The organism is Porphyrobacter sp. YT40, assembly GCF_006542605.1.
Taxonomy (GTDB): domain Bacteria; phylum Pseudomonadota; class Alphaproteobacteria; order Sphingomonadales; family Sphingomonadaceae; genus Erythrobacter.
In genome coordinates this window covers 2,061,683-2,084,268 of record NZ_CP041222.1, presented here as the reverse complement: position 1 = coordinate 2,084,268, position 22,586 = coordinate 2,061,683, and the positions used below count along the sequence as shown (strand labels likewise).

General features: G+C 66.1%; 19 protein-coding genes. 10 read left to right on the top strand and 9 right to left on the bottom strand.

Annotated elements, in window-relative coordinates; translation table 11 throughout:
• Positions 1–4 precede the first annotated feature (4 nt).
• Positions 5–394 (bottom strand): hypothetical protein, encoded by a 390-nt coding sequence (locus E2E27_RS09740; RefSeq protein WP_141458743.1) that lies wholly within the window; start codon positions 392–394, stop codon positions 5–7.
• Positions 395–605: 211 nt separating this feature from the next.
• Between E2E27_RS09740 and E2E27_RS09735 the strand changes: the two genes are divergently transcribed.
• A complete protein-coding gene (locus E2E27_RS09735) occupies positions 606–1,997 on the top strand; it encodes a sodium:solute symporter family transporter (protein ID WP_141458742.1) in 1,392 nt (463 codons plus the stop codon).
• 49 nt (positions 1,998–2,046) lie between these two features.
• Here the strand turns inward: E2E27_RS09735 and E2E27_RS09730 are convergent, their stop codons facing one another.
• The 8 genes from E2E27_RS09730 to E2E27_RS09695 all read right to left on the bottom strand — a co-directional run bounded on the left by E2E27_RS09730 (position 2,047) and on the right by E2E27_RS09695 (position 10,890).
• Positions 2,047–2,538 (bottom strand): hypothetical protein, encoded by a 492-nt coding sequence (locus E2E27_RS09730; protein ID WP_141458741.1) that lies wholly within the window; start codon positions 2,536–2,538, stop codon positions 2,047–2,049.
• Between the two features lie 369 nt (positions 2,539–2,907).
• Entirely contained in the window at positions 2,908–3,126 is a 219-nt protein-coding gene (locus tag E2E27_RS09725; RefSeq protein ID WP_141458740.1) for a hypothetical protein, read from the bottom strand.
• 87 nt (positions 3,127–3,213) lie between these two features.
• Entirely contained in the window at positions 3,214–4,035 is an 822-nt protein-coding gene (locus tag E2E27_RS09720) for a DUF5677 domain-containing protein (protein ID WP_141458739.1), read from the bottom strand.
• On the bottom strand, positions 4,032–4,757 hold the full coding sequence (locus E2E27_RS09715) for a hypothetical protein (RefSeq protein WP_141458738.1): 726 nt from the start codon (positions 4,755–4,757) through the stop codon (positions 4,032–4,034). Before E2E27_RS09715 ends, E2E27_RS09720 begins: the two co-directional genes overlap by 4 nt.
• Before the next feature lie 187 nt (positions 4,758–4,944).
• Positions 4,945–7,851: an excinuclease ABC subunit UvrA gene (gene uvrA, locus E2E27_RS09710; RefSeq protein ID WP_141458737.1), complete on the bottom strand. Its 2,907-nt coding sequence runs from the start codon at positions 7,849–7,851 to the stop codon at positions 4,945–4,947.
• A gap of 395 nt (positions 7,852–8,246) precedes the next feature.
• Positions 8,247–9,044, bottom strand: a complete 798-nt coding sequence (locus E2E27_RS09705) for an ABC transporter ATP-binding protein (RefSeq protein WP_181443406.1) — start codon at positions 9,042–9,044, stop codon at positions 8,247–8,249.
• A complete protein-coding gene (locus E2E27_RS09700; RefSeq protein ID WP_141458736.1) occupies positions 9,041–10,039 on the bottom strand; it encodes a FecCD family ABC transporter permease in 999 nt (332 codons plus the stop codon). Before E2E27_RS09700 ends, E2E27_RS09705 begins: the two co-directional genes overlap by 4 nt.
• Positions 10,036–10,890: an ABC transporter substrate-binding protein gene (locus E2E27_RS09695; protein ID WP_141458735.1), complete on the bottom strand. Its 855-nt coding sequence runs from the start codon at positions 10,888–10,890 to the stop codon at positions 10,036–10,038. Before E2E27_RS09695 ends, E2E27_RS09700 begins: the two co-directional genes overlap by 4 nt.
• A gap of 132 nt (positions 10,891–11,022) precedes the next feature.
• Between E2E27_RS09695 and E2E27_RS09690 the strand changes: the two genes are divergently transcribed.
• The 9 genes from E2E27_RS09690 to E2E27_RS09650 all read left to right on the top strand — a co-directional run bounded on the left by E2E27_RS09690 (position 11,023) and on the right by E2E27_RS09650 (position 22,535).
• On the top strand, positions 11,023–12,201 hold the full coding sequence (locus E2E27_RS09690; protein WP_234036008.1) for a cell wall hydrolase: 1,179 nt from the start codon (positions 11,023–11,025) through the stop codon (positions 12,199–12,201).
• 133 nt (positions 12,202–12,334) lie between these two features.
• A complete protein-coding gene (locus E2E27_RS09685) occupies positions 12,335–12,676 on the top strand; it encodes a hypothetical protein (protein WP_141458734.1) in 342 nt (113 codons plus the stop codon).
• Between the two features lie 258 nt (positions 12,677–12,934).
• The gene (gene mdh / locus E2E27_RS09680; protein WP_141458733.1) at positions 12,935–13,897 is read left to right on the top strand and encodes a malate dehydrogenase; all 963 of its coding nucleotides are present in this window, start codon (positions 12,935–12,937) and stop codon (positions 13,895–13,897) included.
• Between the two features lie 3 nt (positions 13,898–13,900).
• Positions 13,901–14,260, top strand: a complete 360-nt coding sequence (locus tag E2E27_RS09675; protein WP_141458732.1) for a hypothetical protein — start codon at positions 13,901–13,903, stop codon at positions 14,258–14,260.
• Positions 14,257–15,147, top strand: a complete 891-nt coding sequence (gene sucD / locus E2E27_RS09670) for a succinate--CoA ligase subunit alpha (RefSeq protein ID WP_141458731.1) — start codon at positions 14,257–14,259, stop codon at positions 15,145–15,147. The genes E2E27_RS09675 and sucD overlap by 4 nt, the downstream gene beginning before the upstream one ends.
• Positions 15,148–15,231: 84 nt before the next feature.
• A complete protein-coding gene (locus tag E2E27_RS09665; RefSeq protein ID WP_141458730.1) occupies positions 15,232–18,027 on the top strand; it encodes a 2-oxoglutarate dehydrogenase E1 component in 2,796 nt (931 codons plus the stop codon).
• A gap of 53 nt (positions 18,028–18,080) precedes the next feature.
• Complete coding sequence (gene odhB / locus E2E27_RS09660; RefSeq protein WP_141458729.1) at positions 18,081–19,316, top strand: 2-oxoglutarate dehydrogenase complex dihydrolipoyllysine-residue succinyltransferase; 1,236 nt, start codon at positions 18,081–18,083, stop codon at positions 19,314–19,316.
• Between the two features lie 117 nt (positions 19,317–19,433).
• On the top strand, positions 19,434–20,834 hold the full coding sequence (lpdA, locus tag E2E27_RS09655) for a dihydrolipoyl dehydrogenase (RefSeq protein WP_141458728.1): 1,401 nt from the start codon (positions 19,434–19,436) through the stop codon (positions 20,832–20,834).
• A 207-nt stretch (positions 20,835–21,041) separates the two neighbouring features.
• Positions 21,042–22,535: a DUF4403 family protein gene (locus E2E27_RS09650; protein WP_141458727.1), complete on the top strand. Its 1,494-nt coding sequence runs from the start codon at positions 21,042–21,044 to the stop codon at positions 22,533–22,535.
• The last annotated feature ends 51 nt before the right edge of the window (positions 22,536–22,586 follow it).

The following is a 22,586-nucleotide window of genomic DNA, read 5'->3' as shown; positions in this document are numbered from 1 at the left end:
CGCCTCAGGGGTTGTCCGAATAGGACATCCCGAGCGCCGCCGTATCCCCTGTCACCTTGAGCGTCAGACGCGCGGTCTGCGCGCCCGACGTGTTGCGCAGCAGCGCCATCTCGCCGGAGGCAAAGCGCGCATCGACCGCACCGCCAGCTGACACCGTGCCGCGCTGCACGATCGTGCCATCGGGTGCCTTGCCCGACACCACCACGGCGACCGGCCCCACGTTGGTGCCGGTGACCACGAAGCCACCGTCCTGCCCGCCGCCGAGTTCGAAGGTCTTGGCAGGCTCGATCATCAGGTTGGAGTTGATCGTCCCCGCCTGCGATCCGACCGCAAGGGCCGCGACCGCGAGACCGGCGGCGACAAGGGGAACGATATGTCTGGTTGTCATTGGCATTGCCGGGCACTCCTTCGTGCTGCTCCGTCCGCTTCATCTACGCGCGCCGCAACGCGGTGGATGCGGCGACGCGGCGATGATGGGCCGCACGGGTCTTGCGCTCGCGCACCGTGCAGCTACCAACCGCGGGACACACGGTGAGGTCGCAGCGGGACGACAGGGCATCCCGCAAGGCTGACTTGAGGAGACCAACGCCATCACGCTCACGCTCATGCTGATCCTCGCCTATGTCGCAGCCCAGATCGCGCTGGCGGTGTGGGCCGGACGCGGGGCCAAGTCCGATGCCGACTACCTCGTCGCGGGCCGCTCGCTCGGACCGCTGGCGGTGGGCATGAGCCTGTTCGCAACCTGGTTCGCCTCCGAGAGCCTGATCGCCACCTCGGGCGAGGTCGCGCGCGATGGCCTCGCCGGAGCCCGCGCCGAGCCCTTTGCCTACGCGCTCGGCATCCTCGCCATCGCGCTGTTCTTCGCGCACCGGCTGCGGAGTGGCGGCTTCATCACCCTTGCCGACTTTCTGCGCAGTCGCTTCGGGCCGGGGACCGAGAGCCTTGCCGCGATCGTCATCGCGCTCTCCGCCACCACCTGGTCCGCCGCGCAGCTCTTCGCCTTCGCCACCATCATCGCCAGCGCCTCGGGCCTCGACTTCACCCCCGCCCTGATCGGTGCGACGCTGCTGGTGATGACCTACACCCTGTTCGGCGGGCTCGCGGGCGACGTCGTCACCGACATCGTGCAGGGCATCATCATCGTCGTCGCCATCCTCATCCTCTTCGCCCTCATGACCAGCGCGTTCGGAGGCCCCGCCGCCATGTGGGCCGCCGCCCCGCCCGCCAGCTTCGGCTTCACCGCGCCGGGCGAGAGCTGGGTCGACCGCGCCGAGCTGTGGCTGATCCCCATCGCGGGCACCATGGTCAGCCAGGAGGCGCTGTCCCGCACCCTCGCCGCGCGCTCGCCCGAGGTCGCCCGCGCGGGCGCGCTGTGGGGCGCGGGGATCTACCTCACGGTCGGCCTGATCCCGGTGAGCTTCGGCCTGTTCGGCCCTGCCCTCGCCCCGCTGCTCGGCATCACGCTCGGCACCGACGAGGCCTACCTGCCGAGCCTTGCCGCCGCGCTGTTCCCCGAGTGGCTGATGATCGTCTTCACCGGAGCGCTGGTTTCGGCGATCCTGTCATCGGTCGACTCCGCCCTGCTCGCGGTCTCGGCGGTCGTCGCGGAGAGCGGGTACAAGCGCTTCAACCCCGAGGCCTCGCCCCGCACGATGCTGCGCGCCGCCCGCAGCGCCACGGTGGGCGCCGCGGCGGTGGCGGCGTGGCTGGCGTTGCAGGGGGAGAGCTTGCGCAACCTCGTGCTCGATGCAGGCGCCATCGCCGCGGTGCTGGCGGTGCCGATCATCGCCGGGCTCGCCGGATCGCGCTCAGCCCCGGCAGCGCTTAGTGCCATCGTAGTGCAGGTCGCGGTGCTCGGCGTGCTCGACTGGGGCCTCGGCCAGAGCGGCGCCTTCCTGTGGATGATCGCGAGCGGCACCGCGACCTTTGCCGCCCTCGCGCTGCTGACGCGGAGGTCCCCCGCCCCCACGCCGCTCCCCCGTGTTGGAGACAGATGAGACATTGTCTAAGACAAAAACTCCGGCCCCCGAAAAGCCCCCACCCGGCCTAACGGAAATACCCCGGACCGAGGCCCGCCGCAGCTGCGCGCCCGGGCTCGGACAGCGCCTCGACCCGCGCATCGAAATTGGCCGCGGCCGCCCCGACGTAGTTGCGATCCTCGAGCCGGTCGAGCCGCGCCAGATGCGCCAGCAGCAGCCGCGCATCGTGGCGGGTGCGCGTGGCGATCTCCTCCCCACGGTAATAGACCACCTCCTGCACGCCGTTGAGCGCACGGTCGGCCAGCACCTCCTCGACCTGCGGGCGGGCGATCACCAGCGCGGCATCCCACAAGCGCCGAAACTCCTCCGAGGCGCGCCGCTGGCGGTAGAGATGCGCACGGCTCGCCCCCACCTGCAACGCCGCCGCACGGACATTGCCCCACTGCGCCAGCACGCGCAGGAAATCCTGCTGCACCGAAGGCGGCACATCGGCGGCGAGCGTCTCGGGATCGACCACGAGGTGCGCGGCGGAAGAGGCGGGGGTGTGGACATCGGACATGGCAGCAGGCTCCTCGGGCAGACAGGACGAAATCGGGCGCGCAGCCTATCAGAGCCAAACTGCTGTAGGAAAATGGAAGTTTATGTGTCCGCACGCCATTGGGCGCGCGACATCCTCGCTCAAGCGACCTGAAGGTCGCGTCGCTGCGGGCGGCCGGTCGGCCTTGCGGGCCTGCGGCCCGTTTGTTCTCACCTTCACGAGGAGGATCGCCCGTATCCCCCTCCCGTATGCGGGAGGGGCTAGGGGTGGGCGCGCGCAGCGCTGGGCCGGGAGGCCCACCCCGCTGCGACTAGCAAGCAAGCTCGCAAATACCCGCCACCGCTACCCGCCCCGGGCTTGACCGGGGAGTGAACGGGAGGGGCTCAGGAGTCACCCCAGCAGCGAGCGCTGCCGCCCGCACAACACCCGCTCATTGGCGAGGACCGCCGCGCGGCTCTCCTCGGACATGGGAGGATTCCCCCCGATCCGCCCCGCTTCGACATGCGCCAACCATGCGGCGACGAAGGCGCGGTCACCGGGTTCACCCAACGGCCACTGATCCTGCCGCGGACGCTCGCCGGGTGGGGGTGCGGGAGGGATATAGGCCATGGCGCGCTCCTTGGGGAGAGAGAGGGAGAGGCGCGCGAGGGTAGAGGGGGTGTGGGGGTGTAGGAAAGGGCTACCGTCTAGACGCAATCATTGAGACTGTTGCTCACTATCAGCACCTTGGGACCATGCTTGGCCCAGCTCATCAATAGCGTCAGAAAAACACAAAAGGGGGCCGATTTCGTTAGGCTGGTACGCATAAAAATCATCGAATGCATCCAACGTCAATTCGAGATATTTGCTCGATTTATGGACAAAATCCACAATCGGCCAAGCATCGGCAATATGTCCCACCGCATGCCGCTTGTGCATGGGATTTTCGCAGACTTTAGCATTCCACTTTCCGACGTGATTCCACATGTTATGTACTGCCGCACTGAAAGGAGTGTAGGCAAATCGATACAAGTCTTCGTGGCCAGTCTCCTCACACATCTTTCTAACTGATCGGCCCGCCCACGAACCGAGATTGACAGGCACAAAGATGTGAAATTGCTGACTTTCGATCCATGCAAGGTGCGACTCCGCAATCTCGACCAACCGCTCGTCGGTGTCACCAGACGCAATCTTTTCTTGGTAATGAGAAGTTAACAGCTTCTCAGCCCCCAATCCATAATTCACATATTCGGTCGATCGAGCCCGGGGATCGATAATTATCCATCGATAAGTAATCAAGAGATCAATCATCGCCCTCAATATCAGCGGCGCGATATGACCCGACCAACTCATAGGACTTTCTGCTAATCCGATTGCAAGCGATGCCTGCCTAGCCAGCAAACATGACAAAACTGAATTTGTCGTCGTTTCGAAGCCATCTCCCAATCGAAATTCGCTCGTTCTTTCCGAAAGATTCCTTTCAATATTTAGGCAAATAGTCTGAGAAAACTTTCCGATAGCTTCGTGGCGATCCATCATAAGTCACATCCACTGATCTTATAATTCACTTGCCAAAATTTTCGACACCATTCCTCGCTAGCTTCGGCACGATCCTGAGGGAAAAAAGCCATAGAGAATGCCCTCACTTCAGCAGCTGCTAGTTGCGATTCAGGGCTCCCCCAGTTTGTCACGATAGCTTCAATATCAGGAAGTGTACCAGGGCCGAATTGAACTTTACCCGATATGCCCATAGAATAAACCACGGTCGAAAGCATAATGAGGTACGGCTGCTCATATCGATCTGAGTATTTTCCGACTGCATTTTCAATTTCCTTTATATAATCAGAATGCTCTGCCTCCGAATTGACCCAATCGATGTTATCCAGAGAATAGACCGACTTAAAAGGCGCAAATACCAATGCAAGTTTCTGCATGATTTCATAGTCGATCACCGCATGCAAAGTCGCAGAATTTTGCAATATGACAGAAAACCGGCACCATTCTTGTTTCCGATCATGATTCCATAAACAGCTTAAAATATCAGATGCGAGTTCAATTCCACTGCGCAATCCGTACCGTTCCAGTAATACTCCTACCCAGATGATCTCAGGAACGATGGAATCAATCGTGCTCACCATCTGGATGCCTTGTAGGCCCATGATTGGCGGTATCAATTTTTTCTTGTCGCGGCTGTGCTTTCCTAGAATTGAAGCACTAGGCAGCCTTGTACGGTCGTCTTGGTTATCAGTATTATCACTCATACGAATCCAAGCCTAACCGATTGCTCGTTTGCCAAGCATAGCAAACACTACGTATCGAGTAAGAGGTCAGGCATCTAGATTGCAGCGGCTCGCGATACCCGAGCCTTGAAGCCCTGCTCATCTGTCCCCACGTCCTCCGGTGCACGCTCCGCGATGTTGAAACAAGTATAGTGCAAGCGGTTGCGGCCTAACGCCCCAACAACGGCGCCAGATACCGCCCCGTAAACGACCGCTCCACCTTCACCACCTTCTCCGGCGTGCCCTCAGCCACAATCTCCCCGCCGCGCACCCCGCCCTCCGGCCCCAGATCGATGATCCAGTCCGCCGTCTTGATCACATCAAGGTTGTGCTCGATCACCACCACCGAATTGCCCTGCTCCACCAGCCGGTGCAGCACTTCGAGCAGTTTGCGCACGTCCTCGAAATGCAGGCCGGTGGTCGGCTCGTCGAGGATGTAGAGCGTCTGCCCGGTCGAGCGGCGGGCGAGTTCCTTGGCCAGCTTCACCCGCTGCGCCTCGCCGCCCGACAGGGTCGTCGCCTGCTGGCCGACCTTTACGTAGCCGAGGCCGACCTCGTTCAGCATCCGCATCTTCTCGCGGATCGGGGGGACGGCCTTGAAGAACTCCTCGGCGTCCTCGATCGTCATGTCGAGCACGTCGGCGATCGAGTGGCCCTTGAACTTCACCTCGAGCGTTTCACGGTTGTAGCGCTTGCCGTGGCATTCCTCGCAGGTGACGTAGACGTCGGGGAGGAAGTGCATCTCGATCTTGATGAGGCCGTCGCCCTGGCACTTCTCGCAGCGGCCGCCCTTGACGTTGAAGGAGAAGCGCCCGGGCTTGTAGCCGCGCGCGAGGCTCTCCGGCAGGCCGGCGAACCAGTCGCGGATCTGGGTGAAGGCGCCGGTGTAGGTGGCGGGGTTGGAGCGCGGGGTGCGGCCGATGGGGGACTGGTCGATCTCGATCACCTTGTCGCAGTGCTCGAGGCCCGTGATCGCGTCATGCGCCCCGGCGATCACCCGCGCGCCGTTGAGCACCCGCGCGGCGCCAGCCTGTAGGGTGTCGATGGTGAGCGAGGACTTGCCGCTCCCGCTGACGCCGGTGATGCAGCAGAAGGTGCCGAGCGGGATCTTGGCTGTGACGCCCTTGAGGTTGTTGGCGCGCGCGTTCTTGACCACGATGTGTTTGCCGTTGCCCTTGCGGCGCTTGGCGGGCACCTCGATCTTGCGCTTGCCGGTGAGGTAGTCCGCGGTGAGGCTGCCCTTGGCCTTGAGGATTTGCTTCAACGTCCCCTGCGCCACCACCTCGCCGCCATGCACCCCCGCGCCGGGGCCGAGATCGACGATATGGTCGGCGGTGCGGATCGCATCCTCGTCATGCTCGACGACGATCACGGTGTTGCCGAGATCGCGCAGGCGTTTGAGGGTTTCGAGCAGCCGGTCGTTATCGCGCTGGTGGAGGCCGATGGAGGGCTCGTCGAGCACGTAGAGCACGCCCGAAAGCCCGCTGCCGATCTGGCTGGCCAAGCGGATGCGCTGGCTCTCGCCACCGGAGAGGGTGCCGGAGGTACGATCGAGGTTGAGGTAGTCGAGCCCGACATTGTCGAGGAAGCCCAGCCGCTCGTTGATCTCCTTAAGGATCGCCTTGGCAATCTGGCTTTGCTGCGGGGAGAGATGTTCGTCGAGCCCGAGGAACCACGCCTTGGCATCGGCGACGCTCATCTGCACCGGAGTGGCGATGTCGGTCGGCCCGGCGGCGCTGGGCACCTTCACGCTGAGCGCCTTCTCGTTGAGGCGCTTGCCCCCGCAGGTCTCGCAGGCCTGCGCGGTCTGGTACTTGGAGAGCTCCTCCTGCATCCACGCGCTTTCGGTCTGCATCATGCGGCGGTTGAGGTTGCCGATCACGCCCTCGAACGCCTTGTTGACGGTATATTCGCGGCGCCCGTCCTTGAAGGTCAGCGGCACCGGCATCCCGCCCGTGCCGTGGAGGATGATGAGCTTCTGTTCGGGCGCGAGGTCTTTCCACGGCGTCGTCAGATCGAAGCCATAGGCCTTGGCGAGGCTGGCGAGCACCTGCATGTAATAGGGCGACGGCGGGTTGGACTTGGCCCAGGGCACCACCGCGCCCTGCTTGAGCGTCAGCGCCTCGTTGGGGACGACCAGCTGCGGGTCGAACAGCATCTTCTCGCCGATCCCGTCGCACGCCGGGCACGCGCCTTGCGGGGCGTTGAAGGAGAACAGCCGCGGTTCGATTTCCTCGATGGTGAAGCCGCTGACGGGGCAGGCGAATTTCTCGGAGAAGACGATGCGGTTGGCAGGCAGCCCTGCGCCCTTCATGGCACCCCCCTGCTCCTCGGCCTCGCGCCCCGGCACCACGCCGTCGGCGAGATCGACATAGGCCAGCCCTTCGGCCAGCTTGAGCGCCTGTTCGAAACTTTCGGCGAGGCGGGTCTCGATCCCTTCCTTCACCGCGATGCGATCGACGACGACTTCGATGTCGTGCTTGAACTTTTTGTCGAGCGCGGGGGCTTCCTCGATCGGGTAGATCTCCCCGTCGATCCGCACGCGGGTGAAGCCCTGCCGCTGCCATTCGGCGATTTCTTTGCGGTATTCGCCCTTGCGCCCGCGCACCACGGGGGCGAGCAAGTAGAGCCGCGTGCCTTCGGGCAGCGCCATCACGCGGTCGACCATCTGGCTGACGGTCTGGGCGCTGATCGGCTCTCCGGTCGCGGGGGAATAGGGCACGCCGACGCGCGCCCATAGCAGTCGCATATAGTCGTAAATCTCGGTGACGGTCGCCACGGTCGAGCGCGGGTTGCGGCTCGTGGTCTTCTGCTCGATCGAGATCGCCGGCGAAAGACCGTCAATATGCTCGACATCGGGCTTCTGCATCATTTCGAGGAACTGGCGCGCGTAGGCGGAGAGCGACTCCACATAGCGCCGCTGCCCTTCGGCATAGATGGTGTCGAAGGCGAGGCTCGACTTGCCGCTGCCCGAAAGCCCGGTGACCACGATCAGCGCATCGCGCGGCAGATCGATGTCGATCCCCTTGAGGTTATGTTCGCGCGCGCCGCGCACGGAGATGGTGGTGAGACTCATGGAGCGGGTTTGTTCCGGAAATGTTCGCGAGGGTCAAGGGCGGGACGTGGGAAAAGTCACATGGCAAATGTGGCCTTGCACACGCGAATTAACGCAGCAGGCAACGTATCGCTCCGGAAGTGGGTGCAGGCGCGCACCGATCAAGGACTGAGTTGTCCGAAAAAGACCTGCCGGTTCAGCATAAGCGCCCCGCTAATCCGATAATTTTCGTTGAATTTCAGTTAGGTGTTCTGCCCTACAGAAAATCTGAAGTCGTAAAAAATGCGGCGCCCGCGCATCACCATCCCATCACTGCCGGTCTCCACCCGGGGCCTTCAGGGTCGCAACCTGGCGTGCCTGCCAAAGACCGGCTAGGGGCCGGAACTGCGTGACGAGGGTTCCCCAAGACCTCGTTTTCAGCGTTCCGGCCCCTGATTTGTGATCGCCTGCCGCACCGCCCCGTCATCAAAGATCAAAGCCCGCGCGCCGGGCGCGCCGATCCAGCCGACATCGGTCTCCCAACCCTTAGCGATCACGTCCGCAGCGAGCGCGGTCTCGGGCGGGCCGTCGGCCAGCAGCGCGCCATCCTTCAGCACAAGCACGCGGTCGGCGTGGTTCATCGCCAGAGCGAGATCGTGGAGCACGATCACCACCCCCTGCCCTGCGGCCGCGCAGGCCTTGAGGTGAGCGATCAGCCGGAACTGGTGCGCCAGATCGAGCGCGGCGAGCGGCTCGTCGGCGAGGATCCAGCGCGGGGTTCCCGCCAGCACCCGTGCGAGCAGCACCCGCGCGCGTTCGCCGCCCGAAAGCCGGCTGACGGGGCGTTTGCGCAGCGCTTCGAGGTCGAGCGCCGCCAGCGCCGCCGCAACCTCTGCCGTGCCCCGGTCGCGCCACGGCAGGCGCCCCAACGCGACGAGATTTTCCACCGCCACGTCCCAGGCGATATCGGGGCTCTGCGGAAGATAGCCGAGAGCGCGGGCGCGCTCGGGCGGCGCCATTGCGGCGAGGGTGCGGCCCTCCAGCGCGACTTGCCCTCCCGTCGGCGGCAGCAGCCCGGCCAGACCGAGCAGCAGCGAGGATTTGCCCGCGCCATTGGGCCCGGTGATCGCGGTGATCTGCCCCGGCTCCAGCGCCGCCGAGACCGCGCGCACCACCGCTCGGCCGCCGCGAACGAGGGTGAGGTTTTCCGCCACGAGGCCCGCGTCAGCCGTCACAGGCGCCCCCGTCGCATCCGCACCAGCAGCCAGCCGAAGAACGGCGCGCCGACCAGCGAGAGCGCGATGCCCAGCCGCAGCTCGGTGACCAGCGGCAGCACCCGCACCACGCTGTCGGCAAACAGCACGAGGCACGCCCCCGCCAGCGCGCTCGGCACGATCAGGCTCGATGGCAGGCGATCGGTCAGCGGGCGCACCAGATGGGGCACGATCAGCCCGACGAAGCCGATAATCCCGGCGACTGCCACGCCCGCGCCCACGGTCAGCCCCACGCCCGCCACCAGCAGCGCCAGCAACCGCCCGGGCTCGACTCCCAGCGAGCGCGCCGCCTCCTCGCCCAGCGTCAGCGCGTCGAGACTGCGCGCCGCCAGCGCCAGCACACCGATCCCGGCGAGCGTCAGCGGCGCGGCAATCGCCACCTCGCGCCACGAACGGTCGGTGAGCGCGCCGTTGAGCCACATGACGATCTCCGACAGCGCGAAGGGATTGGGTGCGAGCGTGATGACCAGCGCGGTGAGCGCGCCGGCGAGGCTCGCCAGCATCAGGCCCGCCAGCGTGAACAGCGCGATCCCCCCGCCCGCGCCGCCCGCGGCATCGCTCGTCGTGCGCCCGGCGATCAGCGCAAGCGCCGCCATGCCGAGCCCCGCTCCGGCGAGTGCCATCAGCGGCAGGCTCCACGCGGCCCAGGCAGGCGGGATCGCGCTCCCCAGCCAGAAGCTCGCCACCGCGCCCAGCGCCGCCATCGGGGCGATGCCGAACAGGCCGGGATCGGCGAGCGGATTGCGCAGATAGCCCTGCATCGCCGCCCCCGCCGCGCCCAGCCCCGCGCCGATGGTCACCGCCAGCACCGCGCGGGGCGCGCGCAACTCGGCGAGGATCAGCCAGGTGTTGCCGGGGCCGAAATCGCCCGGCGCGATCCACACCCGCCCGGCGAGCAGCGACAGCGGCACCAGCACCGCCAGCAGAGCTGCGAAAACGAGGCTGGCGCGGGTCATGGCCGCCGCTCCACCTCGGCCCGGATCGCACGCAGGCGGGCGCGGGCCTTGGGGATGGTCGGCCCGCCGCAATAGATCAGCGCGGGGTCGAAGGGCGCGATGTGCGTCGCCTTGCGCTGGCCCTCCAGCACCGGATGGCGCTGCCCCGCCGCCCCGCCCGCGACCAGCAGCACCTGCGGCGGATCGGCGAGGACGGCCTCGAGGCTGACCCGGTCGGCCTGCCGCAATCCGCGCGCGGCGGCGTGACTGGCGAAGCCCTCCTGCCGGAGCAGTTCGGCGATCAGGGTCTGCTCGCCCGCGATGATCTCGCCCTCCTGCCACAGCAGCGCGTCGATGGCCGGGCCCGGCGTGCTCGGCGTAGTGGAGATCCGCGCCGCCAGCGCCGCGCCTTCCCCGGTGCGCCCGGCCAGCGCGGCGACCTCGCGCACCTGCGCGGCGCTGTCGGCAACGGTGGCGGGGCTGCCGAAGGTCTCTACCCTGAGCCCGGCGCGTTCGAGCGCCGTGCGGGTCGGCTGCGGGAGGAAGATCGAGGCGAGCACCAGATCGGGCCGCAGCGCGATTACCTCCTCCGCTGTCCCGCCGGTCACGCCATAACGCGCGGCGACCGGCGCCGGGATCGAGCTCGCCCCGGCATCGCGGCTGTAATGCGACAGCGCCAGCACCTGCGCGGGCGGCGCGACTTCCACAAGGATCGCGTCGAGGCAGGGGTTGAGGCTGACGATGGTGGGGTGCGCCGGATCGCCGCGCGCCGCCGGAGCGGCAGGCGCACAGGCGGCGCACAGCAGCGCGCCCGCCAGCAGCGCCAGCCCGCGCGCCGTCTTCGTCCCCGTCGTGATGCGATCCCGCGCCATGTCCGGCCCCGGCGATAGGGGGCAGGACGCGCGCGCGCAACGGGTTACGCTTGGCCCGCGCCCCGTCCCGAAAAGGGACGCGCGCCCGCCCCGCCCTCGCCGCGCCAGCCTCACGCGCGTAAGCGCAGGTCGATGATGGCCCGCCAGCGCACCTTCTTCGTCGACACCTCGGGCACGGCCGCGCCGCGCGCACGGCGCGGGTGGGCACTGCCGCCGGTCGGACGGTGGCTCGCCAGAACCTTTGCCAGCACGGGACGCAAGCGCCTTGCCGTGCTCGCCGCGGCGATCGCCGTGCCCGCGATGGCGGCGCCGGGCCTCACCAATGGCAGCCTCACCACCCTCCCCGGCGACGCGGTCGAGAGCACCGCCGCGCTCGCCACAAGACAGGCCGCCGCGGCCGCCCTGCCGTTCGAGCGGCCGGGGATGAGCTTTCCCGGCTCGGCCTATTTCTACATGGCCGACCCCGCCGGTTCGGCCCTCGTCGCCCTGCCCACCGACGATCCGCTGGCGCTGGGCGCGGAGAGCGGGCGCGAGCTCGGCGCGCTGATCGATGTCGGCGCGGCGGCCAAGCCCTTCTACGGCGCGGGCACCGGCATCACCCAGCTGCGCGCCGCCGAATGCCTTGCGCAGGCCGTGTGGTACGAGGCCGCGAGCGAGAGCGAGGCCGGGCAGCGGGCGGTCGCGCAGGTCGTGCTCAACCGCGTGGCGCACCCGAGCTGGCCGTCGAGCGTGTGCGGCGTCGTCTATCAGGGCTCGGAACGCTCGACCGGGTGCCAGTTCACCTTCACCTGCGACGGCAGCCTTGCCCGCCGCCCCTCGGGCACGAGCTGGGCGCGCGCGCAGCAGATCGCGGCCGAGGCGCTCAATGGCAGCGTCTATGCGCCCGTGGGGCTCGCGACGCATTATCACACGCTCTGGGTCAATCCCTATTGGGCGGGCACGCTCGACCATATCGGCACGATCGGCGCGCACCGCTTCTACCGCAACCGCGGCGCGGGCGGATTGGCGGCGGCCTTCAGCGGCGGCTATGCCGGGGTGGAGCCGACGGTGAGCGGCCGCACCAGCGCGCCTTCCCCGCTTCCGGCGGCGGCGGCAGCGCCCGACCGCCCGGTGATCGCCTATGATCTCGCCCCCGTTCCGGTGGCAAAGCCAGGCGCGGCGGTCACGCAAGGCAAGGCCCCCGCCGCCATCGCCCCTTCCGCCCCGACCGAGGCCTACGTCGGCACCGGCTCGGTCAAGGCCGAATATGCGCGCGCGGGCCAGTGGAAAGCCCGTCCCGACACGGCCCCCTCCCCCGCGCCCGAAGAGTGAGCGCTGCGGGGCAGGCAGGGTTAAGACCCGCGAAACCCTAATGCCACACCAAGCCTTAGCGGGGGCCCGCTAGAGGTGTGGCCGCGCCCCGACCCGTCCCCGGAACGGCGCGCTGAACGGGAATGCACCACCAATGTCTGTCCGCTTTGCTTCGACCAACCACCCCGTCCGTCGTCTCGGCTGGCGGGCCGCGGGACGCGGGCTGATTGCCCCAGCGCTGGCGCGGGCGGCGAATGACAATGGGCCGCTGCGGGCCGATTGCCGAGCGGCAACCGTCGCCTTCGAACCGTTGCTGATCGACGCACTGCACCACTTTGCAGTTCACGGCCTCGCCGCCGCCTCGGCCGCGATGGAGCAGGCAGGCGATGCCGCCGCTCATGGCGATGCCGATGGACGCGATCACTGGCTGGCGGTGACGCGCATGTTCGACCGCCGTCTCGCCGCGCGCGCCTCACCCGATCTTGCCCCCGCCTGAACGCGGCCCTTCCGCTACGGCAGCTGCGGCGTGTCGTGGCGGGGATGCGATGGACAGGCCGATTATTGCTATTGCGAACTGTTTGCAAAGATAGTTGCCATATCCGACCTTTTGCCGGTTGCATTCATGTTTTGAGCGGCCTACCGCCCGTCTCGTAACGGGTGCCCAGCCGCTTGGGACGGAAGGCTGGTACCAGCGCCATTGCCTTTGGTGCGCCTGACAACTTCGTCCCGAGAGATCAGGGAAGGAAGTCCACACATGGCCCGCAAGAAGATCGCCCTCGTCGGCGCAGGCAATATCGGCGGCACGCTCGCTCACCTCGCCGCCCTCAAGGGCCTTGGCGACATCGTCCTGTTCGACGTGGCAGAGGGCATTCCGCAGGGTAAGGCTTTGGACCTCTCGCAGTGCGGCCCGGTCGAAGGCTTCGACGCTTCGATCACCGGTTCGAACGACTATGCCGATATCGCGGGCGCCGACGTGGTGATCGTCACCGCGGGCGTCGCGCGCAAGCCCGGCATGAGCCGCGACGATCTGCTCGGCATCAACCTCAAGGTGATGAAGGCGGTCGGCGAAGGTATCCGTGACAACTGCCCCGATGCCTTCGTGATCTGCATCACCAACCCGCTCGACGCGATGGTGTGGGCGCTGCGCGAATTCTCGGGCCTCCCCGCCAACAAGGTCGTCGGCATGGCCGGCGTGCTGGACTCGGCGCGTTTCGCCACCTTCCTCGCGTGGGAATTCGGCGTCAGCGTCAAGGACGTGAACGCCTTCGTGCTCGGCGGCCACGGGGATACGATGGTGCCGGTGCTCAGCTACTCGACGATCAACGGCATCCCCGTGAAGGACATGGCCAAGATCAAGGGCATCTCCGAAGACCGCCTTGGCGAAATCGTCCAGCGCACCCGCTCGGGCGGCGGCGAGATCGTGGCGCTGCTCAAGACCGGCTCGGCCTTCTACGCACCCGCCACCAGCGCCATTTCGATGGCAGAAGCCTACCTCTACGACCAGAAGCGCATCCTGCCCTGCGCGGTCGAGGTGAACGGCCAGTACGGCGTTGACGGGCTCTACGTGGGCGTGCCGGTGGTGATCGGCGCGGGCGGTGCGGAAGAGGTGATCGAGATCAGCCTCTCTGACGAAGAGAAGGCCAACCTCCAAGTCAGCGTCGATGCGGTCAAGGAACTGCTCGAGGCGTGCAAGGCGCTGGATAGCTCGCTGGCCTAATGCGTGACCGGCAGGCTTCTCTACTGGCCTCTTCGGCTGTTCCTCGAGCTCTTAGGACTAGGGCTGGCGCTCTTTGTCTTGCGCGCACTCGAGAAAGAGGGCCTGCTCGACTTCATGCATTTCGAAATGCCGGATTGGCTCCGAGTTCATTTGATCTACGGGCTGCTAGTGTTCTGGTTGGCCCGTTGGCGTCCTTGGACCATTTGGCTGACGGGAGCGATCTACCTCTTTCTAATGGCGTTCGGCATTCTGCTCGCAGGCGCATTGTTCATGTCGTTCAATCTCAGCGCGCTTCTGCTCGTGGCCATTATCGGCTTCGCATATCGGCTTGGAAAATCTCAGCATAGGAAACTTCGATCGTGAGCATCCTCGTAAACAAAGACACCAAGGTCATCACCCAGGGGATGACCGGCAACACCGGCACCTTCCACACCCAGGCCGCGCTCGATTACGGGACGCAGATGGTCGCGGGCGTGACGCCGGGCAAGGGCGGCACCACCCATATCGGCCTGCCGCAGTTCGACACCGTGCGCGAAGCCAAGGCCGCGACCGGCGCGACCGCTTCGTGCATCTACGTCCCGCCGCCGTTCGCCGCCGACGCGATCTGCGAGGCGATCGATGCCGAGATCGAGCTGATCATCTGCATCACCGAAGGCATCCCGGTGCTCGACATGGTCCGCGCCAAGCGCGCGCTCGCGGGCTCCAAGTCGCGCCTGATCGGCCCCAACTGCCCTGGCGTGCTGACCCCCAACGAGTGCAAAATCGGCATCATGCCGGCCAACATCTTCAAGAAGGGCTCGGTCGGCATCGTCTCGCGCTCGGGCACGCTCACCTATGAAGCCGTGCACCAGACCACCATGGCGGGCCTCGGCCAGACCACCGCGGTCGGCATCGGCGGCGACCCGGTCAACGGCACCAACTTCATCGACGTGCTCGACCTGTTCCTCGACGATCCGGAAACCGAAAGCATCATCATGATCGGCGAAATCGGCGGTTCGGCGGAAGAAGAAGCCGCCGCCTTCATCAAGGCCGAACGCGCCAAGGGCCGTTCCAAGCCGATGGTCGGCTTCATCGCCGGGCGCACCGCCCCTCCGGGCCGCCGCATGGGCCACGCGGGCGCCATCGTCAGCGGCGGTCAGGGCGGCGCCGAAGACAAGATCGCGGCGATGGAAGATGCGGGTATCCGCGTCTCGCCCTCGCCCTCGCTGCTCGGCGAGACGCTGGCGGCGATGCTGAAAGAGAACGCCTGAATTAACGACTACCGTCCCCCGGCGTCCTGAGCGCCGGGGGATATCCTTCCTCCTCACGTTTTTCTCCTCCCCAGGAGTCCCATCATGGGCAACGAACCGCAGAACTTCCTCCCCGCCTTCACCGATCAGGAAGGCCCGCAGCCCGGCCCATCCTGGGCGAAGCGCGGCTGGCTCGACACGCTGGCCGACAGCGGCGCAGATCTCGTCGCAGCGATGGACCCGACCGAGATGAAGCTCGCGGTCAAGCAGGCGGCGAAGGACGCTGGTAAGCCTGCCGATCCCAAGGCGGTCGAAAAAGCCGCTGCCCTCTCCATCGCGGCGATGACGCTGGTGCGGCTTTACCGTGTGCGCGGGCACATGGCCGCCGACCTCGATCCGCTGGGCCTCTCCAACCGCGAAGGCCCGGCCGACCTCACGCTCGAATGGCACGGCCTTGCGGGCAAGGAGAACGAGGAGGTCTATGTCGGCGGCGTTCTCGGCATGGAGTGGACCACCGTGGGCAAGCTCCACCAGCGCCTGCGCGAAGTCTACTGCGGCAAGGTCGGCCTCGAATACATGCACATCGCCGCGACCGAGGAACGCCGCTTCCTGCAGGACAAGTTCGAAAGCCCGGGCGAGACGATCCAGTTCACGCCCGAGGGCAAGAAGGCGATCCTCGCCGCGGTGCTGCGCGGAGAAGGCTACGAGGAATTCCTCGCCAAGAAATACGTCGGCACCAAGCGTTTCGGCCTCGACGGCGGCGAAGCGATGATCCCGGCGCTGGAAGCCGTGATCAAGCATGGCGGCAGCGCGGGCGTGCGCGAGATCATCTACGGCATGGCCCACCGCGGGCGTCTGAACGTGCTCGCCAACGTGATGGCTAAGCCGTATCGCGTGATCTTCCACGAATTCTCGGGCGGCTCGGCCAACCCCGATGATGTCGGCGGCTCGGGTGACGTGAAGTATCACCTGGGCACTTCGACCGACCGCGAGTTCGACGGGATTTCGGTGCACATGAGCCTCGTGCCCAACCCCTCGCACCTCGAAACGGTGAACCCGGTGGTGCTCGGCAAGACCCGCGCGCAGCAGGCGATCCGCGACGACCTCAAGAAGAAGGATCAGGTGCTCCCCGTGCTGATCCACGGCGATGCGGCCTTTGCGGGTCAGGGCGTGGTGTGGGAAAGCCTCTCGCTTTCGGGCGTGCCGGGTTACGACACCGGCGGCTGCGTCCACTTCATCATCAACAACCAGATCGGCTTCACCACCTCGCCGAAATTCGCGCGCTCTTCGCCCTATCCGAGCGATGTCGCCAAGGGCGTGATGGCGCCGATCCTCCATGTGAACGGTGACGATCCCGAGGCGGTGACCTTCGCCTGCAAGCTTGCGGTCGAATATCGCCAGACCTTCCACCGCGATGTCGTGATCGACATGTGGTGCTATCGCCGCTTCGGCCACAACGAGGGTGACGAGCCCAAATTCACCCAGCCGGTGATGTACGACACGATCCGCCAGCACCCCAAGGTCAGCGTCGCCTATGAAGCGCGCCTGATCCGCGAGGGCGTGGTCGAACCCGGCACGCGCGAACAGATCGCCGCCGAATTCACCGCGCTGCTCGAGGAGGAATTTGAGGCGGGCAAGAGCTACAAGCCCAACGAGGCCGACTGGTTCGGCGGGCGCTGGGCCGGGCTCAACAAGCCCGCCGACCCGGAAACCGCGCGCCGTTCTGTCGAGACCGCGATCGAGCCCAAGGTGTTCGATGCGCTCGGCCGCGTGCTGACCGAAGTTCCGGCCGATCTGGAAGTCCACAAGACGCTCGACCGCGTGCTGACCGCCAAGCGCGAGATGTTCGCGAGCGGTGACGGCTTCGACTGGGCCACCGCCGAAGCGCTTGCCTTCGGCAGCCTCGTGATGGAGGGCTACGGGGTGCGCTTGTCCGGTCAGGATTCAGGCCGCGGCACCTTCTCGCAGCGCCATGCCGTCTGGGTCGACCAGAAGTCGGAACGCAAATACGTGCCGCTCTCGACCCTGCCCCACGGCAAGTTCGAGGTGCACGATTCCACCCTCTCGGAATATGGCGTGCTCGGCTTCGAATACGGCTTTGCCATGGCCGATCCCAAGAGCCTCGTGCTGTGGGAGGCGCAGTTCGGCGATTTCGCCAATGGTGCGCAGATCATGATCGACCAGTACATCGCCAGCGGCGAGAGCAAGTGGCTGCGCGCCAACGGCCTCGTGATGCTGCTGCCGCACGGTTATGAAGGCCAGGGGCCGGAACACTCCTCGGCGCGTCTGGAGCGTTTCCTCCAGCTGTGCGCGGACGACAATATGTGCGTGTGCAACATCACCACGCCGGCGAATTACTTCCACGTGCTGCGCCGCCAGATGCTGCGCAGCTTCCGCAAGCCGCTCGTCATCATGAGCCCCAAGTCGCTGCTGCGCCACCCGATGGCGAAGTCCAGCCGCGAGGAGTTCATGGGCGATCGCCAGTTCCGGCGCATCCAGTCGGACACCAAGGCAATCGCGGACGACAAGGTGCGCCGTCTGGTGCTGTGTTCGGGCAAGGTCGCCTATGACCTGATCGAAGCGCGCGACGCGGCGGGACAGGAAGACGTTTCGATCGTGCGGATCGAGCAGCTCTTCCCCTTCCCCGGCGATCCGCTCAGCGTTCGCCTCAAGCGCATGACCAATCTGCAAGAGGTGGTCTGGTGCCAGGAAGAGCCGCGCAACAACGGCGCATGGTTCTTCGTCAACGAGCGGATCGAGGATGCGCTGACCGCTGCCGGGCACACGGGCAAGCGTCCGACCTATGCCGGACGCGACGCCGCCGCCTCCCCCGCGACCGGGCTCGCCAGCCGCCACAAGGCCCAGCAAGAGGCGCTCATCGCAGCCGCGCTGGGGCTGTGAGCGCCGCCACCTTCTTCACACGAGATTAAAGCAAGTTTCAGGAACCCATTGCAATGGCCACCGAAATCAAAGTCCCCGTTCTCGGCGAATCCGTCACCGAAGGCACCATCGCCGAATGGCTCAAGCAGCCGGGCGAAGCGGTTGCGGCTGACGAGCCGATCGCCAGTCTCGAAACCGACAAGGTCGCGGTCGACGTGCCTTCGCCGGTCGCGGGTGTGATGAGCGAGCACCGGGTGGCCGTCGGCGACACGGTCGAAGTCGGCGCGGTGATCGCGGTGATCGAGGAAGGCGCGAGCGCCGGTGCGGCAGCCCCCACGCCCGCTCCCGCCGTCACCAAGGCCGATACGCCTGCGCCCGCGGCTTCCGAAGAGGTGCCCGGCGCGGCCCAGACCATGTCGCCCGCGGTGCGCCGTGCGGTGCTGGAGCACGGCGTTGATCCCTCGACCATCAAGGGCACCGGCAAGGATGGCCGGTTGACCAAGGAAGACGTGCTCGCTGCCGCCGAAGCCAAGGCCAAGGGCGGCGCGCCTGCCGCCACTCCGGCTCCCACCCCTGCCGCCTCGGCTCCGGCCACGACCAGCTCCGGCGGGCGCAATGAAGAGCGGGTCAAGATGACCCGGATGCGCCAGACCATCGCCAAGCGCCTCAAGAGCGCGCAGGACAATGCCGCGCTGCTCACCACGTTCAACGATTGCGACATGAGCGCGGTCATGGAAGCGCGCGACAAGTACAAGGACCTCTTCGCCAAGAAGCACGACATCCGCCTCGGCTTCATGGGCTTCTTCGCCAAGGCCGCCTGCCTCGCACTGAAGGACGTGCCGGCGGTCAACGCCTATATCGACGGCGACGAGATCATCTATCACGACTATGTCGATATCTCGGTCGCGGTCTCGGCCCCCAACGGCCTCGTCGTCCCGGTGATCCGCGATGCCGACAAGAAAGGCTTTGCCCGGATCGAGCAGGACATCGCCGATTTCGGCAAGCGCGCCAAGGAAGGCACGCTCAAGATGGAAGATATGCAGGGTGGCACCTTCACCATCTCCAACGGCGGCGTGTTCGGCTCGCTGATGTCGACGCCCATCATCAACCCGCCCCAGAGCGCGGTGCTGGGCCTCCACCGCATCGAGGATCGCCCCGTGGTCCGCAATGGCGAGATCGTGATCCGCCCGATGATGTATCTCGCGCTTTCGTATGACCACCGCCTGATCGACGGGCGCGAGGCGGTGACCGCATTGAAGATCATCAAGGAAGCGATCGAGGATCCGACGCGGATGCTGATCGATTTGTAATCGCTGCCTTTTAACCCGTTCGGGCTGAGCCTGTCGAAGCCCTGCTCTTTCTTTTGGAGCGACGGACCCCAAGTGAAGTACGGCCCTTCGACAAGCTCAGGGCGAACGGAGTTGAGAATGTCGGAATTTGACTACGACGTCCTGATCATCGGTGCCGGCCCCGGCGGCTATGTCGCGGCGATCCGCGCGGCGCAGCTCGGGCTGAAGACCGCCTGCGTTGAATCGCGCGAGACGCTCGGCGGCACCTGCCTCAATGTCGGGTGCATTCCCTCCAAGGCGCTGCTGCACGGCTCGGAACTGTTCGAGGAAGCCGCGGGCGGCCACTTCGCCACCTGGGGTATCACCGCCACGCCGACGCTCGATCTCGGCAAGATGATGGCCGAGAAGACCAAGGCGGTGGGCGAACTGACCGGCGGGATCGAATTTCTGTTCAAGAAGAACAAGGTCACCTGGCTCAAGGGCCATGCCGCCTTCGAGGACGCACATACCGTGGACGTGGCGGGGCAGAAGGTCACCGCCAAGGACATCGTGATCGCCACCGGTTCGAGCGTCACCCCGCTTCCCGGCGTGACCGTGGACAACGCGGGCAAGCGCATCGTCGATTCCACCGGCGCGCTCGATCTCGATGAAGTGCCCGAGCACCTCGTGGTGATCGGCGGCGGCGTGATCGGGCTGGAACTGGGCTCGGTGTGGCGTCGCTTGGGTGCCAAGGTCACCGTGGTCGAATTCCTCGACCAGCTGCTCCCCGGCATGGACGGCGAAGTGCGCAAGGAAGCGCAGAAGATCTTCAAGAAGCAGGGCATGGAGATGATGCTCGGCCACAAGGTCACCGGCGCCACAGTCGAGGGCACGGGCGTGAACCTGACCGTCGAGCCCGCAGCCGGCGGCGAGGCCAAGACCATCGCTGCGAGCCATGTGCTGGTCGCGATCGGACGGCGTCCCAACACCGAAGGGCTGGCGCTCGAAAAGGCGGGCCTTTCCACCAACAACCGCGGCCAGATCGAAATCGACCACGATTTCCGCACTTCGGTAGACGGCATCTGGGCAATCGGCGACGTGGTTCCCGGCCCGATGCTCGCGCACAAGGCCGAAGATGAAGGCATCGCCGTGGCCGAGAACATCGCCGGGCAGACCGGCATCGTGAACCACGATGTCATCCCCAGCGTTGTCTACACCGCACCGGAAATCGCGGGCGTGGGGCTGACCGAGGAGCAGGCCAAGGAGCGCGGGCTCGCGGTCAAGGTCGGCAAGTTCCCGATGATGGCCAACAGCCGCGCCAAGGCCAACCGCGACACCGACGGCTTCGTCAAGGTGATCGCCGATGCCGCCACCGACCGGGTCGTCGGCGTTTGGATGATCAACTCCCTCGCCGGCACGATGATCGCCCAGGCCGCGCAGGCGATGGAATTCGGTGCGACCTCGGAAGACATCGCCTACACCTGCCACGCGCACCCAACCCACGCCGAAGCCTTCAAGGAAGCGGCAATGGCGGTAACGGGCAAGCCGATCCACATGTAAACGACAGGGGGTGAGCGCGCAGGCTATCAATCGCCGACGGCTCACCCTCGCGCTGTCTCTGCCCACGCGGCCATCACCGGTTACGGCGCCGCGCCAATCCTCGGCTTCGGCTGGAGGCTCGGAACATTGCGCAATCTGCGCTATTTCTCCCCGCAAGCCTGATGGGCGCGCGTCCGCTGTCGCGACGCGGAACGGGGGAACGATCGGATGCGAGCGCTGAGGCAATTCCTCATGGCGTGGATTGGTGCGGTGGCCGCCTTGCTGCTGGCAGGTTGCGAGGATGAGGCCGACCCCGCCGCCGGTGCGCCGCCGCGCGCCACTGATGCCATCGTCTTCCCGCAGGAGCCCTCGCAGGTCGCGGTCGATCTCAGGGTCGATCTCGCCGATCTCGAACGCGCGCTCGAACGCGAGGTGCCGCGGCAGCTGTGGACGATCAACCGGCCCGATACCGAATGCATCGCGCCCAAGAAGATCGATCTCGAACTGTTCAAGGTCAAGTCGCCCAAGATCAAGTGCGACATCACCGGCAAGGCCACCCGCGGCCGGTTGCGGCTGAGCGGATCGGGCGAGGTGCTGCGGGTCACGCTGCCCGTCACCGGCACCATCGCGGCGCGCGATGTCGCGGGCATTTTCAAGGGCGAGACCGCGACCGGCACCGCCGATGTCACGCTGTCGCTGCGGCTCGATCTCAATCGCGACTGGCGGCTTGTGAGCGACACCCGCCTCGACTACCGCTGGACGCGCGAACCGGGGATCGACTTCGCCGGCCAGCGCATCACCTTCACCTCCGAGGCCGATCGCGAGCTGCGCCCCGTCAAGCGCGATGTCGAACGGATCGTCGCGCGCGAACTCGCCAAGCTGCCGGTGCGCCAGACTGCTGCGGAAGGCTGGGAGAAGGCGCACAAGGTCTTCATCCTCAACGAACGCAATCCCGAAGTCTGGGGCCGGATCACGCCGCAGCAATTCCGCTTCGGCGGCTATCAGGTGGCCGGGCGCGAACTGGTGCTGAGCCTCGGGCTCGATGCGCTGATGGAAAGCTTTGTCGGCATGAAGCCCGAGCCTGCCGAGCCCTCGCCCCTCCCCCCGCTCGCCGCGCGCGACAAGGCAGCGAAGGTCTCTCGCTTTCACGTGCCGGTGATCGCCGATTACGACGTGCTCGAGCCCGAAATCGCGCAGGCGCTGGCCAAGCGGTCGCGGCGGCCCTTCGCGATCGACGAATACGGATCGGTCACGGCGGGCTTTTCCGACATCACCGTCTACGGCACCGGCGACGGGCGGATTGCCGTGGGCGGCAAATTCAGCGCTTCGTCCGATCTTCCGGTGGTCGAGGCCGCGAAGGGCACGATTTGGCTCACCGCCCGGCCCGTCACCGAGCCCGATTCGCGCATGGTGCGCTTTGCCGACGTGCGGGTCAGCGGATCGACCGATCTGGTCGGCGAGAGCTTCCTCTTCGCGCTCGCCAATTCACCCGAGTTTCAGAGCACCATCACCGATGCGCTGGCGCAGAGTTTCGAGAAGGATTTCCGCGAATTGCGCGAAAAGATCGACCGGGCGCTGGCGGCGCGCGAAAGCCGTCACACGCAATATTCGATCACCATCGACGAGGTGCGGACCGGGACGATCACCGCCCATGGCGCGGGGCTCTACATGCCGGTCGACATGACCGCGCGCGTGAAGGCGCGGCTGCGGCGGCTGAATTGAACAGTTAACTGACGCCGCAGGCTTTTGCTGCACGGCGCAGGCCTCTAGACC